The 15833-nt window shown below is 64.0% G+C and carries 10 protein-coding genes; 8 read left to right on the forward strand and 2 right to left on the reverse strand.

The annotated features are described in order from the left end of the window. The first annotated feature begins 80 nt into the window (after nt 1-80). The 3 genes from typA (at nt 81) to HKD31_RS01540 (ending at nt 4709) form a co-directional block, all read left to right on the forward strand. Complete coding sequence (gene typA / locus HKD31_RS01530) at nt 81-1901, forward strand: translational GTPase TypA (protein WP_062497804.1); 1821 nt, start codon at nt 81-83, stop codon at nt 1899-1901. Between the two features lie 251 nt (nt 1902-2152). Beyond that, nucleotides 2153-2437, forward strand: a complete 285-nt coding sequence (locus tag HKD31_RS01535) for a hypothetical protein (protein ID WP_062497805.1) — start codon at nt 2153-2155, stop codon at nt 2435-2437. 148 nt (nt 2438-2585) lie between these two features. Beyond that, the gene (locus tag HKD31_RS01540) at nt 2586-4709 is read left to right on the forward strand and encodes a tetratricopeptide repeat protein (protein WP_194263870.1); all 2124 of its coding nucleotides are present in this window, start codon (nt 2586-2588) and stop codon (nt 4707-4709) included. Nucleotides 4710-4732: 23 nt separating this feature from the next. Here HKD31_RS01540 and HKD31_RS01545 read toward each other — a convergent pair whose 3' ends face one another. Next, nucleotides 4733-5989 carry a D-amino acid dehydrogenase gene (locus tag HKD31_RS01545; protein WP_062458184.1) on the reverse strand — a complete coding sequence of 419 codons (1257 nt, stop codon included), beginning with the start codon at nt 5987-5989 and terminating at the stop codon, nt 4733-4735. A gap of 90 nt (nt 5990-6079) precedes the next feature. Further along, on the reverse strand, nt 6080-7102 hold the full coding sequence (locus tag HKD31_RS01550; RefSeq protein ID WP_194263869.1) for an NAD(P)/FAD-dependent oxidoreductase: 1023 nt from the start codon (nt 7100-7102) through the stop codon (nt 6080-6082). Between the two features lie 41 nt (nt 7103-7143). Here HKD31_RS01550 and HKD31_RS01555 point away from each other — a divergent pair, with 41 nt between their 5' ends. The 5 genes from HKD31_RS01555 (at nt 7144) to trxA (ending at nt 15766) form a co-directional block, all read left to right on the forward strand. Beyond that, nucleotides 7144-8223: a glycosyltransferase family 4 protein gene (locus HKD31_RS01555; RefSeq protein WP_194263868.1), complete on the forward strand. Its 1080-nt coding sequence runs from the start codon at nt 7144-7146 to the stop codon at nt 8221-8223. Between the two features lie 63 nt (nt 8224-8286). Beyond that, nucleotides 8287-8736 carry a tRNA (adenosine(37)-N6)-threonylcarbamoyltransferase complex ATPase subunit type 1 TsaE gene (gene tsaE, locus HKD31_RS01560; RefSeq protein ID WP_194263867.1) on the forward strand — a complete coding sequence of 150 codons (450 nt, stop codon included), beginning with the start codon at nt 8287-8289 and terminating at the stop codon, nt 8734-8736. Then, nucleotides 8733-11783, forward strand: a complete 3051-nt coding sequence (gene addB / locus HKD31_RS01565) for a double-strand break repair protein AddB (protein ID WP_194263866.1) — start codon at nt 8733-8735, stop codon at nt 11781-11783. The genes tsaE and addB overlap by 4 nt, the downstream gene beginning before the upstream one ends. After that, nucleotides 11780-15355, forward strand: a complete 3576-nt coding sequence (gene addA / locus HKD31_RS01570; RefSeq protein ID WP_194263865.1) for a double-strand break repair helicase AddA — start codon at nt 11780-11782, stop codon at nt 15353-15355. The genes addB and addA overlap by 4 nt, the downstream gene beginning before the upstream one ends. Before the next feature lie 84 nt (nt 15356-15439). Next, nucleotides 15440-15766, forward strand: coding sequence for a thioredoxin TrxA (gene trxA, locus HKD31_RS01575; RefSeq protein WP_011252202.1), 327 nt, complete (start codon nt 15440-15442; stop codon nt 15764-15766). The last annotated feature ends 67 nt before the right edge of the window (nt 15767-15833 follow it).

The raw sequence follows: 15833 nt of genomic DNA on the forward strand, positions 1-15833 counted from the left end.
ACAGAGTTTGCATATTGGCGGGATTCGGTGCAGAAGACGGCGCAAATCCTCTCTTCGATGCCTCCCGTCTGGAAGACCAAATGGAACTCCGTAATATCGCCATCATCGCGCACGTCGATCATGGCAAAACCACGCTGGTTGACGCGCTTCTCAAACAGTCCGGTTCTTTCCGTGACAACCAGCATGTTGCCGACCGCGCCATGGACAGCAACGACCTCGAGCGCGAGCGTGGCATCACCATTCTCGCCAAGTGCACGTCCGTTGTGTGGAAAGAAACCCGCATTAACATCATCGATACCCCGGGCCACGCCGATTTCGGTGGTGAGGTCGAGCGTATCCTGAGCATGGTGGATGGCGCGATCATCCTCGTCGATGCCGCTGAAGGCGCGCTGCCGCAGACCAAGTTCGTGCTTGGCAAGGCGCTGGCCCGTGGCATCCGTCCGATCGTTGTCGTCAACAAGATCGACCGTTCCGACGCCCGTCCGGACGAAGTGCACGAAGAGATCTTCGACCTGTTCGCGTCCCTCGGCGCCGACGAGCATCAGCTCGACTTCCCGATGCTTTATGCTTCGGGCCGTCAGGGTTGGGCCGATCTGGAGCTTGACGGACCGAAGAAGGATCTGGCTCCGCTGTTCGACCTGGTGCTGCGCCATGTGCCGACGCCGAACGTGGACAAGGACGCACCGTTCGGAATGGTTGCTACCATTCTTGAGAGCGACAACTTCCTGGGCCGCATCCTGACGGGTCGTATCGATCAGGGCCGCGCGAAGGTGAACATGCCGGTGCGCGTGCTGCGTCCGGACGGCACGATCGTTGAGACCGGCCGTCTGACGAAGCTGCTGTCGTTCCGTGGCCTTGATCGCGTTCCTGTGGAAGAAGCCGAAGCCGGTGACATCGTGGCTGTGGCCGGTCTGTCCGACGCGACGATTCCCGACACGATCGCCGATCCGTCCATCGACGTGCCGCTGCCGTCGCGTCCGGTTGATCCGCCAACGCTGTCCATGACCTTCCGCATCAACGATGGCCCGCTCGGCGGTCGTGAAGGCAAGAAGGTGACGTCGCGCCAGATCCGTGACCGTCTCTTCAAGGAAACCGAAGGCAACGTGGCCATCAAGGTCACGGAAAGCCCGGAAAGCGAAGCCTTCGAAGTCGCCGGTCGTGGCGAGCTTCAGCTCGGCGTTCTCATCGAGCAGATGCGTCGCGAAGGTTTCGAGCTGACGATCGGTCGTCCGCGCGTTCTCTTCCGTGAAAACGAAGAGACCGGTGAGCGTGAAGAGCCGTTCGAAGAAGTTCTGGTGGACGTGGACGAGCCGTATTCGGGCGTTGTCGTCGAGAAGATGTCCCTGCGTAAGGGCGTCATGCAGGATATGCGTCCGTCCGGTGGCGGAAAAGTCCGTCTGACGTTCCTGATCCCGTCGCGCGGCCTGATCGGCTATCACGGCGAGTTCCTGACCGACACGCGCGGCACGGGCCTCATGAACCGTCTGTTCCATGGCTATCTGCCGTATGTCGGTCCGATCGAAGGTCGTCGCAACGGTTCGCTGATCTCGGCTGAAGATGGTCAGACAACGCAGTATGCGCTGTTTGCCCTTCAGGATCGTGGTACGATGTTCGTCGATGCCGGTGAGAAGATCTACACAGGCATGATCCTGGGTGAGCATTCCCGCGAGAACGACCTCGACATCAACGCGGTTCGTGAAAAGAAGCTGACCAACATGCGTGCATCAGGCAAGGACGAAGCCCTGCTTCTGACGCCGCCGCGCCGCATGAGCCTTGAGCAGGCCATCGCCTATATCGAAGACGATGAGCTGGTCGAAGTCACGCCGTCTGCCATCCGGATCCGCAAGCGTTACCTGGATCCGCACGAGCGCAAGCGTGCTTCCAAGTCCCGCGAAGGCTGATCCGTCCTTTTCAGGGCCGGTTTGAAGGAAAAGGCGTGTCCCGGAGTTCCGGAACACGCCTTTTTTCATGGGCGCATAATGGAGTTTGTCTGAATTGAGGCGTCTTTGTGTATTGCACGGATACGGGACTGAAATTTCATAAAGTTAATGCGCGACCCTGCCAGACAGGAATGATAATGTTGCAGTCAAGGCCACTTCGGGGAAACTGAACGCTGGCTTGTCTTTATTCTGTTGTGGAGCTCCGTTTCCAGATGCGTCTTTTCAACCTCTCCCTGATCGCTGCCGTTTCCGCCCTGGCCCTGACGGCTGCTCCGGCGTTCGCCGATCCCACCACGACTGCTGCTCCCGCTGCGCCTGCCGCTGAAGCTCCCGCGGCTCCGGCTGCCGAAGCTGCACCTGCCGCCGAGTCCGATGCTGCCACGGAGACGGGCACGAAGAAGCATCACGGCAAGAAGCACCACCACAAGCACAAGCACCACAAGAAGACCTCCGCTGCCACGGATGCCGCTCCGACCGAAGCTGCTCCGTCCAACTGAGGATATGTTTTCCGGCCTTTCACAGGGCCACAGGACACGGAACGGGGTCTGCTCAGGCAGGCCCCGTTTTTTTTTATGACTCCGTCAGATTTCGGGGCGGGTTTTGCAGGCATTTGCATGTGCTCTCGCCCCTCACTACGCTGCTGGCATGACGTCCTGTCTTCTGAGCTTCCATGGGTCGATTGTCGCGCGGCGCGGGTTCTCGCTGTCTCTGGCGTCTTTGCCCGATGTGATCGCGGGGGTGGTGGATCCCGTCCCGCTGACCGGGAATGGCGGTCTCATGGAGCTTCTGCCGATCGATCCATCCGGGGGGCGTCTCCTGTATGCGGTGCGTGCCGGGAATGTCTTTCTGACAGCGGCGCCGGAGCGTGGATGTGGCACCGCATCGCAGATCCAGGGTTGGGAGCAGTTCCTCGCTCTGCCGGTCGCGCGCCTGCCGGAACTGCAGCGGCTGGTATCGCGTCCCTGGCATGTTGCTGCTGAACCCTTTTCGGTTCTGCGCCCTGCGATACAGGATTTCCAGCTCCGGGTCGGGGACTGGGCGGTTGCTCTGGAAACGCTCAATGTGCAGGCGCAGGAAGACGGGTCCGTTCTTCTGGCAGGCAAAAATGCGTCTCCCCTTCGGCTGGAGCCCTGTCCGTCACCTGAGGTGGTGGCTCTTCTGGAAGACGTCCGCAACGTTGTGCGGCGCGGAGATCAGGCGCCCTGGGCCCGTATCCGGGATTCGTTTGCGAGTCTTCAGTCGGAGACCTCCAAGGTTGCCCTGTATCCCGAGGATCTGTCCCGCCTGCGATATCTGGCGCTGATCTGTGTGGACTGCGGCGAGCTGGCGCTGGCGGAACGTGCGCTGGAACTGGCGCGTCGGGCCGATGATGGCGCGGACATGCTGTATTTCTTGGCTCTTCTGGCAATGCGCTGCGGTCATCACGTCCGGGCGGCTGACCTGCTGCATGGTGCCCTGCTGAAGCGCTTCCCGGAGGGCAACATTCCGCAGCGGACGCAGGATCTCGATGCACGGCTGCGTCAGGGTGAAAACGCCCTGTTCCTGGTGCCGGGTCTTCTGCGGCATCTCCGTCTGACGCCCTTTGACGTGCTGTTCGAACGGGTTCTGACGCCTATGCCACTTGCGGAACGGGACGGGTGGGACATTCGGCAGACTTATGGACATCGCTTCGAGGAGACGTCCCTGCGTCTTGGGGAAAAACCCCGCCAGGCCCTGCTGGAACTGGACCGGCGTTTTAACGGGGACAGTTACTGGAATGCTCTTTGCAGCGGGCATCAGTTTTGGCTCGCGGGCAATGCGGATGCGGCCGACAGCCAGTATGCGGTGGCCAAAGCCTTGGCCATTCGGACCGGGCTCATGCCGATCCACTATAACTGTGGCGTGCTGTCCTGGCTGGGTGGGGCCGCGCGTGAGGGTATGGAGCAGCCGGTTCCTGACCGTCTGGGCATGGGGGAATGGCACTGGGAGGCCAGTGTTGCTCCCGGCGATGTCCCGGGTGCTCAGCCGCCAGCGCTCTGTCTCGTTTTCGGATGCGATGCCGGGTATGTCCGCTTTCTCCCCAAGCTCCTGCTGTCGCTGCTCAGGGTTTGTGCTACTCGCCTGGACCCGGCATTCCGGATCCGGCTGTGTCTGGGGATCGATACGCCGACGCCGGAGCAGCTTGCGTTCATGCGCGAACTGGTCGATGCCCTCGCGCAAAGGGATTTCGGTCTCGATATCACTCTGGCGCATGGACAGCTTACATGGCGCGATGCCGCGACCTATACGGCGATCCGCTATCTGATGTTGCCCGAAGTAGTACGGCGCTATGCCTGCCCGGTCATCACCGCGGATTGTGACGGTTATTTCCCCGATGACTTCCTGGCGCTGTTTGATGATCTCAGGAATACCGCTGATTACGGTTTCCGGCTTTATGCCTATAACCATGAAGGACGCCAGACTTTTGGCGAGCCCTGGGGGTTTGGCGCGGGGATTTCATGGTTCGGGGAAGCTGACAGGCTGCCGGAGATCGCGGCGTTCCTGCATGATTATCTGCAGGTCGCCTATGACCCTGCCAATCCGACGAACTGGTGCATTGACCAGTGCGCGCTCGTCCAGTCTTTCCGGCGGTTCGTGGTGCCGCACTGGAGTGATCTGGGGATCAGGTTCATGGATGAAGGCACGCCGCTGATGGTCATGCCGCATCATGTGGGCGGCAAGGACGAACTCCTGCGCCGGGACGGGACCGTCTCGATGCAGGATGTCCAGGCGTTCCTCTCCCGTCCGTAAGACCCAACGGACGGGAGCGTGTCTCAGACGCCGTAGCGGTCTAGCGACAGGTCGAGGGACGGAATGGCCGTCTGGCGGCTGGAGATCTGGTCCGCGACGATCTGGCCGGAGCCTGCCGCCATCGTCCAGCCCAGCGTGCCATGGCCGGTGTTGAGCCACAGATTGCCGTAGCGCGGGGAGGGGCCGACGATCGGCGTGCCGTCCGGGGTGCAGGGACGCAGGCCCGTCCAGTATTTCGCGGACGACAGGTCGCCGCCGCCATACATCTCGCTGAAGGACAGCTCCAGCGTCTCGCGACGGTCCGGGCTGAGGCGCAGGTTGAAGCCGTTCAGCTCGGCCGTGCCGCCGATGCGGATGCGGTCGCCAAGGCGCGTGATGGCGACCTTGTACGTCTCGTCATTGACGGTCGAGACCGGGGCGCGGCTTTCATCCGTGATCGGCATGGTCAGGGAGTAGCCCTTGACCGGATAGATCGGCAGACGCAGTTCCAGCGGCTTGAGGAAGCGCGGTGAATAGCTGCCGAGCGCCAGAACATAGCGATCGGCGGTCATACGGCCGGCGCTGGTGCGGATGCTGACGATGGCATCGCTGGCAGCTTCCAGAGCCTCGATATTGACGCCGAGATGGAACTTCACGCCCTTCTCTTCGGCCATCTTGGCCAGACGGCGCGTGAAGAGATGCGCATCGCCCGTCTGGTCACCCGGCAGCAGCAGGCCGCCCTTGAGCAGGTGCCGCGCATGGGCAAGGCCGGGCTCGCGGGCAAGGATCTCGTCCACGGTCAGCAGCTTGTGCTCGACGCCGCTTTCGGCCAGCAGGCGCATGTCTTCGGCGGCGTATTCGATCTGGCTGTCGGTGCGGAACAGCTGGATCAGACCCTTCTGCGCACCGTCATAGGTGATGCCGGTGTCCGCACGTAGGGCGTCCAGACGGTCACGCGCATATTCCGCGATCCGCAGCATCCGGCCCTTGTTGATGTCATAGGCCTTTTCGGTGCAGTTCATGAGCAGTTCGCCCATGAAGCGGAACATGGCCGTATCGAAGCGCGGACGGATCACGAGCGGGCTGTGCTTCTCGAACATCCACTTCGCGGCCTTGAACGGCAGTCCCGGCATGGCCCAGGGGGTGGAATAGCCCGGAGAGACCTGACCCGCATTGGCAAAGGACGTTTCCAGGCCCACACCCGGCTGGCGGTCGATAACTTCGACTTCGTGGCCTTCCTGAGCGAGATACCAGGCCGTTGTCACGCCGATGACGCCGGCGCCCATAACGATGACTTTCATATCTGTCCTGCTGTGTTGTCGTTCGTGAAACCGCCCTGAAGCCATGAAAGTCAGCTCAGCGCTGCGAAAAAACTGTCCCGTCTTGCTCCGTCAGCCCGGCACGCCCTTGCTCGTCGAATATTCGAAATGCAGGGCCGTGTCGGGATGGACGATGGTATGGATGGCATGGGCCGCCATGGCGCCTTCGGAGAAGCCCTGAAGGATCAGCTTCAGCTTGCCCGGATAGGTCGCCACGTCCCCGATCGCGAAAATGCCCGGCGTGCTGCTCTCGAGCGTGGCCGGGGTGACAGGGACGGTGTTGCGATGCGTGTCCAGCCCCCAGAGCGCGATCGGCCCCAGATCGGTGGACAGGCCATAGAACGGCAGAAGCGCATCGGCCTCGATATGCCGGGACGTGCCTTCAAGTGTCGTGACTTCCACGGTCGAGAGCACACCGTCCATGCCGTGCAGGGCATGGAGCTGATAGGGCACGACCTTCTCGATCTTGCCAGCCGCAATCTGCTGTTCGATGCGCGAAAGCGTCTCGGGCGCCCCACGGAAGCGGTCCCGGCGATGCAGCAGATAGACCTGAGCAGCCACTTCGGAGAGGGACAGCGCCCAGTCCAGCGCGGAATCGCCACCGCCTGCGACCACGACGCGCTTGCCCGCAAAATCAACGCGTTTCTTGACGTAATACTGCACGGCCCCCGTGCGCTCATAGGCTTCAAGCCCGTCGAGCGGCGGACGGTTCGGCCCGAATGCACCTGCACCGGCTGCGATGATGATGGCCCTGGCGGTGATGACGTCGCCCCGTGCGGTCTTCAATGTGAACGCCCCGCGCTGGCCTTCCAGCGTCTCGACCCGCGAGCCCAGCAGGCGCGGCACGTCGAACGGTGCGATCTGCTGTTCGAGCGCCTCGATCAGGGCGCCGCCTTCGATGGCGGGATGGGCCGGGATGTCGTAGATCGGTTTTTCCGGGTAGAGCGCCGCACATTGTCCGCCTACGCTGTCGAGCGCGTCGATCAGGACGCAGGACAGCTTGAGCATGCCACATTCGAATGCGGCGAAGAGGGCGGTCGGACCGGCGCCGACAATCGCGACATCGGTGTTGAGGGTTTGAGGTGCAGTCGTCATGACCTGTTTCATAATCGGTTTGAAGAGGTTGGGGTAGGGCATTGAAGGCACGATATGCGTTTGTAATTCAGGATCTCAAAGGCCTCGGCGGCACTGAACGCTCGGCCTGTGCCGTCATGAACGGGCTGGTCCGTCAGGGCTGTGAGGTGCGGCTGGTGGAACTCGTCGGGGCGGGGGCTCCGGCCTTTCCGCTGTCGCCCGAAATCGCCGTCTCGTCCCTGTTCGACCGGCCGGTGAAGATCTTCAATTCCTGGTTCCGCATCGTCTGGCGGCTGTCCCGTCTGCTGAAACGGGAGAAGATCGACACGCTGGTGGTGGTGGAGTCCACTCATGCGCTCTACGGCGTGGCGGCCGCACGGCTTGCGGGCGTGCGCTGTGTCGTGTGGGAGCATTTCAACTTCAACGTGACGCTGAACCGCCGCAAACGCGTCTGGGGACGGCAGATCGCCGCGCGCTGGGCCGATGATGTCGTTGTCCTGACCCAGCGGGACACGGCGCTGTGGCGTGAAGGCACGACGGTCCGGGCGCGCCTGACCGCCATTCCGAACATGGCGCCGCCCGTGACGGACAGACCGTATCCTCAAGCGTCCCGTCTGGTTCTGGCGGCGGGGCGGCTGACCGAACAGAAGGGCTACGACCTGCTGCTTCAGGCCTGGCGGATCGTGGAGCAGGATCCGCGAAGTGCCGGCTGGGAGCTTCTGATCCGGGGGGACGGACCCGACCGTGAGGCCCTGCTTCAGCAGACGCTGGGACTGCATCATGTGACGATTGCGCCCGCAACCGGGGGCATCGATGCTGACTATGCCCGGGCCGCTCTGTTCGTGGCGTCCTCGCGTTATGAGGGTCTGCCGATGGTGCTGCTCGAAGCCATGGCGGCCGGGGTGCCGGTCGTGGCGTTTGACTGTGAGACCGGGCCAGCGGAAATCGTGCGCGATGGCGAGACCGGGTTTCTGGTTCCGCCCGAAGAGCCCGAGGCTCTCGCGGTTGCCCTGCTGGAACTGATGGGCGCTTCTGAGCAACGCCTAAGCATGTCGGACAAGGCGCGGCAGCGGGCGGCGGAGTTTCAGGAACGCTCCGTCATGGCGCGGTGGAAGACGCTGCTTCAGCACATGTCTGGCTGAACGGGCGCCGATGTTCCCCAAACGTGCTTGCTGGCACACGGCAGTCGGGCCACATTGGGCTCCATGCAGATACGCCTTGATGACCAGCTTGCAACCGAAACTCTGGCGGCCCTGATCGCCGATCGCTGCGGGCCCGGAGACTGCCTCGCGCTTTCGGGGGGCTTAGGTGCTGGGAAAAGCACGTTCGCCCGGGCCTTCCTGCGCCATCTGGCACAGGACCTGCAGATGGAAGTGCCGAGCCCCAGTTTCGCGCTCGTGCAGCCTTACGAGACGCCGAAAGGGTCGGTGCATCACTATGATCTGTGGCGTCTGGACGGCCCGGATGCGTTGTACGAGCTGGCCTGGGACGAGGCATGCGAGGGCATTATGCTGGTCGAATGGCCGGAACGGGCCGGGGACCTGCTACCCGAAGGCGCGTTGCATCTCACATTCGTCCCCGGTGACAGTGAGGATTCCCGCCTTGTGGAGCTGACGGGCTGGCCTGAAGAGCGCCTGACAGGACTGACCCCATGAGCGGCGTCGTCACCATTGCGGGCACGGAGCCGTTTCTGGACCGTGTGGCGCAGGAATGGCTTGAGCAGGACCCGGCAGCCGGAACGGATGGTCCCGGCCTGATCCTCGTTCCCAGCCGTCGCGCGGGCCGCGCGCTCATGGAAGCGTTCCTGCGGGTTCTGGACACGCAGGCCGCACTCCTGCCGCGCATCGTTGCGATCAATGACGTGGATGAGGATGCGCTGGCATCCATCGGGATCGATGTTGTTCTCCCGCCTGCCGTGGAGCCGCAACGCCGTCTGGCCGTGCTCTCGATGCTGATCCTTCAGACGCCGCTCGTGAGCGTCGGTGTGGACAGCACCAAGGGGATCGACCGCGCCTGGCCGCTGGCCAAGGCGCTGGCGGACCTGATGGACGAGGCCGAGCGCAGCGGCGTCGATCTGGCCGAGCGCCTGCCGGATGCGGTGGAGGAGCGCTTTTCCGATCACTGGCAGCAGACGCTGAAATTTCTGGAAATCGTGACCGCCGTCTGGCCAAAATGGCTGGAGGAAGAAGGGCTCTCCAATCCCGTGGCGCGGCAGATCGCGCGTCTGAAAGCGCAGGCGCAGGCCTGGGCGGAAAAGCCGCCGCTGACGCCGGTCTGGGGCGTGGGGTTCGCGGATGGCTCTGCGGCAGTGTCGGATGTGCTGGCCGTGGTGGCGCGACTTCCCGCCGGGCTCGTGATTTTGCCGGGTGTGGATCTGGGTATGGCGGGCGAGATCTGGGCCGATCTGCCGCCATCGCATCCGCAGGCAGGCCTGAAGGAAATCCTGACAGATCTGGGCCTGTCCCGCGAGGAACTGACGGACTGGGATGGCGGCCGGGATCGTGGGCGCGAACTGATGCTGCGCGAGGTCCTGCTTCCGGAACACGGAATCGAGCACTGGGGGCAGGACAGCCGTCCCAGGGATATCGACGGCCTCTCCATCCTGCCCGCGCAGGACCAGCAGCAGGAGGCACAGGCCATCGCCCTGATCCTGCGCGATGTCGTTTCCGAAGCCGGGAAAACCTGCGCGCTCGTCACACCCGACCGTGCTCTGGCGCAGCGTGTGGGTACCGAGCTTCTGCGCTTCGGCATCCATGCTGATGACAGTGCGGGCGAGTCCTTGTCCCAGACTCCGGCCGCCGTCTTCCTGCGCCTGATCGCGACCGCCGCTGAAGCCCGTCTGTCCCCGGTGGCGCTGCTCTCCGTTCTGAAGCACCCGCTCGCCGCTCTGGGCCGTACGCCGGGCGACTGCCATGCCTCTGCCCGGCGGCTGGAACGGCTGCTGCTGCGCGGGCCTGCCCCTGCGCCGGGCATCGCGGGTCTGAAAGCCGCGCTGCACGACTACACGCAGAAGAAACATGCCCCCGATCACGGCGCCAGCGCCGACGCCCCGGATGAGCCGGAAGGCCCCGCCGCTTTCATCGCACGCATCGAGCAGGCCTTTGATCCGCTCCTGTCCATCGAAGGTGCCATTCCGCTTCCGGAGCTGCTCGAACGCCTGATCCACACGGCGGAAGCTCTTGCGGCCACGGCCGAAGAGCTGGATTCACCGGAAGACGAACCGCGCCATCCGGGCGCGCGTCTGTGGCTGGGCGAGGACGGTGAGGCCCTGTCGCGGCATCTGGCAGCGCTGATCGTCAATACCGGCATTCTTCCGCCACAGCGCCTGACGCATCTGGACTCGTTCCTCAACACGTCCATGGCCGGGCAGATGCTCACCGGTCTGCGCGCGCATCGTGGCGGTGTGGAACTGGCGCATCCGCGTGTCTCGATCCTTGGCGTGCTGGAAGCGCGGCTTCTGGCGTTCGATGTCGTGGTGCTGGGCGGACTGAACGAAGGCGTCTGGCCACCCGCGACCGATCCGGGCCCCTGGCTGAGCCGCCCGATGCGCGTGCGGGTGGGGCTGCCCTCTCCGGAGCGGCAGACGGGTGTGAGCGCGCATGATTTCGTCTCGACCATTCTGGCGTCAAAGGAAGCCGTATTCGCCAGTTCGGCCCGGCGTGAGGGCGCGCCCGGCGTTCCGGCGCGCTGGATGGTGCGGATGGAGGCGTTTCTTGGCGGCCGCTCCCAGAGCCTGCCGCTGCATCCGGCGCTGGACTGGCAGCGCTGTCTGGATCAGCCGCTCGCAGGCGCCGAAGCTGTTGCGCCGCCCGAACCGCGGCCGCCCGTTGCCCTGCGTCCACGCGGCCTCAGCATCACCGAAATCGAAACCTGGATGCACGATCCGTATGCGATCTATGCCAAGCATGTCCTGAAGATCCGGGCGCTCAAGCCGCTGGAGGAAGGCGCGGAACATGCCGATTTCGGCATGATCGTGCATGATGCGATGGAACGCGTCCTTCACGACTTCCCCGAGCGCTGGCCCGCCAATGCCAGCGCCATCCTGCGTCGCGTTTTTGCCGAGGAACTGGCCAAGGCCAATATGCGCCCGGCCCTTGTGAACTGGTGGGGGCCGCGTCTGGCCCGGATCGCGGACTGGGTGGCGGAAAAGGAAGCGGCCTACCGTCTGGAGATGGAGGAAAGCGGCCCGGCACAGGGGCGGTTCGTGGAGGTCACGGCCTCTTTCAGTCTCAAAGCGGCTTTCGCACCGTTCGAACTGCGTGGCCGGGCGGACCGGATTGATATCGGAGCAGACGGTCTGGCGACGGTCTTTGATTACAAGACCGGGCAGCCGCCCAGCGGAAAGAATGTGGCGGAAGGCTGGTCCGTCCAGCTCGTGCTCGAAGGCGCTCTGCTGGCAAAAGGGGCGTTCAAAGATGTTCCGGCCGTGGAGACGAAGAAGCTGCTCTACTGGCACCTGACCGGCGGGGACGATCCGGGCAAGGAAAGCGAAGTGCCGGGCTCACGCTCCGGCACAGATGCGCCCACCCTGATCGGTGAGGCCATGGAAAAACTCCGGACCCTCGTGGACGAATACGACAACCCCGACCAGCCCTACCGCTCTCAGCCCTGGGCCGGGCATCTCCCGCGCTACACCGATTACGCCCAGCTTGCCCGCGTGGATGAATGGCGCGCGGCCTATGCGGAAGGAGAGGGCGAATGAACGACATGCCGCCTGTGACCCGCCCCGTTACCCGCGACGAAGTTATCGCCGCCGCCGATCGCACGCAGCGTCAGGCCTCCGATCCGCGCGCTTCGGTGTTTGTCTCGGCCTCGGCGGGTTCGGGCAAGACCAAGCTGCTGATCGACCGCCTGCTGCGCCTCATGCTGCCGCTCTATGTGCAGACCGATGATGGGAACACCATTCTGGCCGATGGCGCGCATCCTTCGCGCATCCTGTGCCTGACCTATACCAAGGCCGCTGCTGCCGAGATGGCCAACCGGCTTCAGCAGAAACTGGGAAGCTGGGTCTCGCTGCCGGATGCGAAGCTGGGTGCGGAGCTTGAAAGCCTCGACGTTCCCAACACGGACGAAACCCGCCGCCGCGCCCGTGCCCTGTTCCTGTGTGTGCTCGATCTGCCGGGCGGCCTGCGGATCGAGACGATCCACGCCTTCTGCCAGTCCCTGCTGCGGCGTTTCCCGCTGGAAGCCTCAGTCGATCCGCATTTCACGCTGATGGAAGACACCGACACCACATTGGCCCTGCGCGAGGCGATGGAAGACGGTCTGGCCCGTTCGCCTGAGCTTGCAGCCGATGTCGCGGGGACGGTGGGGCTGGACCGCTTTTTCCAGCGCATCCGCACGCTCAACATGGAGGAGAGCCGCGCCCGGCCATTGCTGGAGCGCTGGGCCACTTTGCCGGACAGTGTGGTCAGTGCGTATCGCAAGGCCCTGAAAGCCGGGCAGCAAAGTCTTGAAGACCTTGAAAGCCTCGCCTGCCAGCCGTCGAAGGAAGATGATCTGCGGGCTGGACTGCGGGATGTGCTTGGTTCTGTAACCGCATCTGGGCGTGTTTTCGTCGAGCAGATGCTGGCCTGGCTCGGGACGGAACCGGATGAACGTGTGCCCGCAGTCTGGGCAAAATGTCTGCTGACGGACAAGGGGACCGTGCGGCAGATGAACCGGATCGTCGCCAAAAAAGCGCAGGAAGCCGTTCCGGGCATTGTGCCTTTGCTGGAAGACGAGGCGCAGCGTCTTCTCGATCTTCAGGCCAACCTTAAAAGCGCGCGCCTTGTCCTGCTAAACCGCGCCCTTCTGGGTCTCGCCGCGCCGATGCTGACGGCGTTTCAGGACGGTAAGTCGGCTCGCGGTCTGGTCGATTACAACGACCTCATTCAGGAAACCCGCAATCTTCTGCGCGATCCGGGTGCGGCCTGGGTGCTCTACAAGCTCGATGGTGGCATTGATCATCTGCTGCTTGATGAGGTGCAGGATAATTCCGGTCTGCAATGGGAAATCGCCGGCGCGCTCACATCCGAGTTCTTCGCCGGAGAGGGCGCGTGGGACATGGGGCCGCGTCCGCGCACCATCTTCGCGGTCGGCGATTACAAGCAGTCGATCTACGGCTTCCAGGGTGCTCAGCCGGAAGAGTTTCACCGCTGGCGTCACGAATTTGCCAGCCGGGTGCGCAATGCCGGTCTGCTGTGGCGCGATCCGGAACTGAACGTTTCCTTCCGCTCGGTCCCGCCCGTTTTGTCGTTCGTGGACGCGGTGTTCTCCCAGCCTCTCGCGGCGCATGGCCTGCTTCAGGATGACGAGAAGACGCTCCGCCCGCATGTTTCGGCCCGTCCGGGGCAGGGCGGACGTGTGGAACTCTGGCCGCTCGTCCCCGTGGTGCAGGGCGAGGATGACGATGAAGGTCTCACGCCTTGGCGTGCGCCCTCCGCCAATACGGGACAGCGCAGCGCCCCCCAGCGTCTGGCCGAAGCGCTCGCGGAATGGATCGACCAGCAGATCGGTCGTCCGCCTCAGCCCGGACAGGCGCCTCTGACGGCAGGGGACGTGCTGATCCTCGTGCCCCGGCGCTCGCCGTTCCTGCGTTCGCTGATCCGGGCTCTCAAATCGCGTAATGTGCCGGTCGCAACGCTGGTCCGGGTCGGGCTGACACAGCAGGTCGCGGTCCGTGATCTCATGACACTCTGCGCGGCCCTGCTCCTGCCGCAGGATGATCTGACGCTGGCTTCGGTCCTGACATCCCCGCTGGGAGGGCTGACGGACGACTCGCTGATGGCGCTCGCCACCCGCAATGGCACGACCCATGCCCTCGGACCGAAAGGTCAGCCGCTCTGGACGGTTCTGCGCGAACGGCACCGGGAGCGCGAGGACTGGCGTGCCGCTTGGGAGATGCTGTCCACACTCTATGCGCGTGTCGATTATGCGTCTCCGTACCGTCTGCTTGCCGAGACGCTGGGCCAGCATGGCGGCCGGACGCGACTGCTGCGGCGTCTGGGGCCGGAAGCGGCTGAACCGGTGGATGAACTGCTGACGGCGGCACTGCGCTATGAAGGGCTGCACCCGCCGTCGCTTCAGGGCTTCCTGCACTGGCTCGAAGCCAGCGAGATCACCAGCAAGCGCGAGGCTGAAAGTGAACTCGGTGCCGTCCGCGTCATGACCGTGCACGGTTCCAAGGGGCTTCAGGCGCGTCTGGTCGTGATGCCGGACACGACGTCCAAGCCGCCGCCGGGTAGCGATTTCCTGTGGGAAGAGGCGGGCGCGCTCGAACTTCCGCTCTGGGTTCCGAAAAAGGACATGGGGACCGACGTCACGACCGCCTTGTCCGAACGGGACGCCGAAAAAGCCCGCGCCGAAAACAACCGCCTGCTTTATGTCGCCCTGACCCGCGCCAGTGACTGGCTGGTGATCTGTGGGGCCGGGGCCAAGCGCGAGCCTGCGGATACAAGCTGGTATCAGCAGTGCGAGGCCGGATTCCGGCAACTGGCCAATGCGCGTTCCGAACCGATGGATCTTGGCTGGGAAGGCGAACGGCTCGTGCTGGAAGAAGCGCGCACACTTGCCCCCGTTGTTTTCCAGCCCGGATCTGCCGAACCGCCCTGCGCGACGTTGCCGGACTGGATGGGCCGCGCGCCGGACTGGACGCCCGTCATCACGCCGCATGAGGACGCCATGACGCGCCCGCTCGCGCCCAGCCGTCCGGATGGGGCGGAGTTCGGCGAACTTCCGGCCGCGCGTTCACCACTGGAGCTTCTGGCCGGTCGTCCAACGCCGGTCCGTGAACAGGCCATGCGGCGCGGCACGATGATCCATCGTCTGCTCCAGCTTCTGCCCGAAACGCCGGCCGCCGAGCGTGAGGCCGTGGCCCGGCGCTGGCTGTCCCGCCGGGCTCTGGGCCTGACGGAAGCGGAAATCGATCGTCTGGCCCAGCAGGTTCTGGGCGTGCTGTCCCATCCTGATCTTGCGCCGCTTTTTGCGCCCGGAAGCCGCGCGGAGCAGCCGATTTCCGGTGTCAGCGCGGGTCGCGTGGTGCTCGGGCAGGTGGATCGTCTGCGGATCGGGGACGGGCAGATCTGGGTCTGTGACTACAAGACGAATCGCAATCCCCCTCTGCGGGCCGGGCGCACCCCCGTCGCCTATCTGCGGCAGATGGCGGCCTATCGCGCGGTGCTGGCGCAACTTCATCCGGGCTACGACATTCACTGTTCTCTGGTCTGGACGGAAGGACCCGCCGTTGTCACACTTCCGTCTTCGCTGCTGGATCAAGCTCTTCCCGGAGTTTGATGCAGATCAAAAGCCCCTTGCAGTGAGGGGCAGGGCAGCCGATATCCGTTCTCAGAAACATCATTCGCCACAAGGAACACCCTCATGAGCGCAAACACCGTCGCCGTCAGCGACAGCAGCTTCGAAGCCGACGTCCTGAAGTCCGAAGGTCCGGTTCTGGTCGATTTCTGGGCGGAATGGTGCGGCCCGTGCAAGATGATCGCACCGGCACTTGAGGAAATCGGCGCCGAGTATCAGGGCCGCCTGAAGGTCGCCAAGGTCAACATCGACTCCAATCCCGAAGCCCCGACCAAGTATGGCGTGCGCAGCATTCCGACGCTGATCGTCTTCAAGGACGGCAAGCCGGTTGCCCAGCAGATGGGGGCTCTGCCGAAGAGCCAGCTCAAGGCCTGGATCGACCAGTCTCTCTGATCGACCCGGAACGGGAGAGGGAAGGACGTTCAGAGGGCGTGGTCACGATCCGGCGCTTTGTGTAGGA

The organism is Gluconobacter potus (genome assembly GCF_015244705.1).
GTDB lineage: Bacteria > Pseudomonadota > Alphaproteobacteria > Acetobacterales > Acetobacteraceae > Gluconobacter > Gluconobacter potus.

What these genes read in the sequence shown, in the direction of transcription:
- addB (WP_194263866.1), top strand. Translation starts at nt 8,733, where the DNA reads ATGAGCGGCGTCGTCACCATTGCGGGCACGGAGCCGTTTCTGGACCGT.
- trxA (WP_011252202.1), top strand. Translation starts at nt 15,440, where the DNA reads ATGAGCGCAAACACCGTCGCCGTCAGCGACAGCAGCTTCGAAGCCGAC.
- HKD31_RS01535 (WP_062497805.1), top strand. Translation starts at nt 2,153, where the DNA reads ATGCGTCTTTTCAACCTCTCCCTGATCGCTGCCGTTTCCGCCCTGGCC.
- tsaE (WP_194263867.1), top strand. Translation starts at nt 8,287, where the DNA reads ATGCAGATACGCCTTGATGACCAGCTTGCAACCGAAACTCTGGCGGCC.
- HKD31_RS01545 (WP_062458184.1), bottom strand. Translation starts at nt 5,989, where the DNA reads ATGAAAGTCATCGTTATGGGCGCCGGCGTCATCGGCGTGACAACGGCC.
- HKD31_RS01540 (WP_194263870.1), top strand. Translation starts at nt 2,586, where the DNA reads ATGACGTCCTGTCTTCTGAGCTTCCATGGGTCGATTGTCGCGCGGCGC.
- HKD31_RS01550 (WP_194263869.1), bottom strand. Translation starts at nt 7,102, where the DNA reads ATGACGACTGCACCTCAAACCCTCAACACCGATGTCGCGATTGTCGGC.
- addA (WP_194263865.1), top strand. Translation starts at nt 11,780, where the DNA reads ATGAACGACATGCCGCCTGTGACCCGCCCCGTTACCCGCGACGAAGTT.
- typA (WP_062497804.1), top strand. Translation starts at nt 81, where the DNA reads ATGGAACTCCGTAATATCGCCATCATCGCGCACGTCGATCATGGCAAA.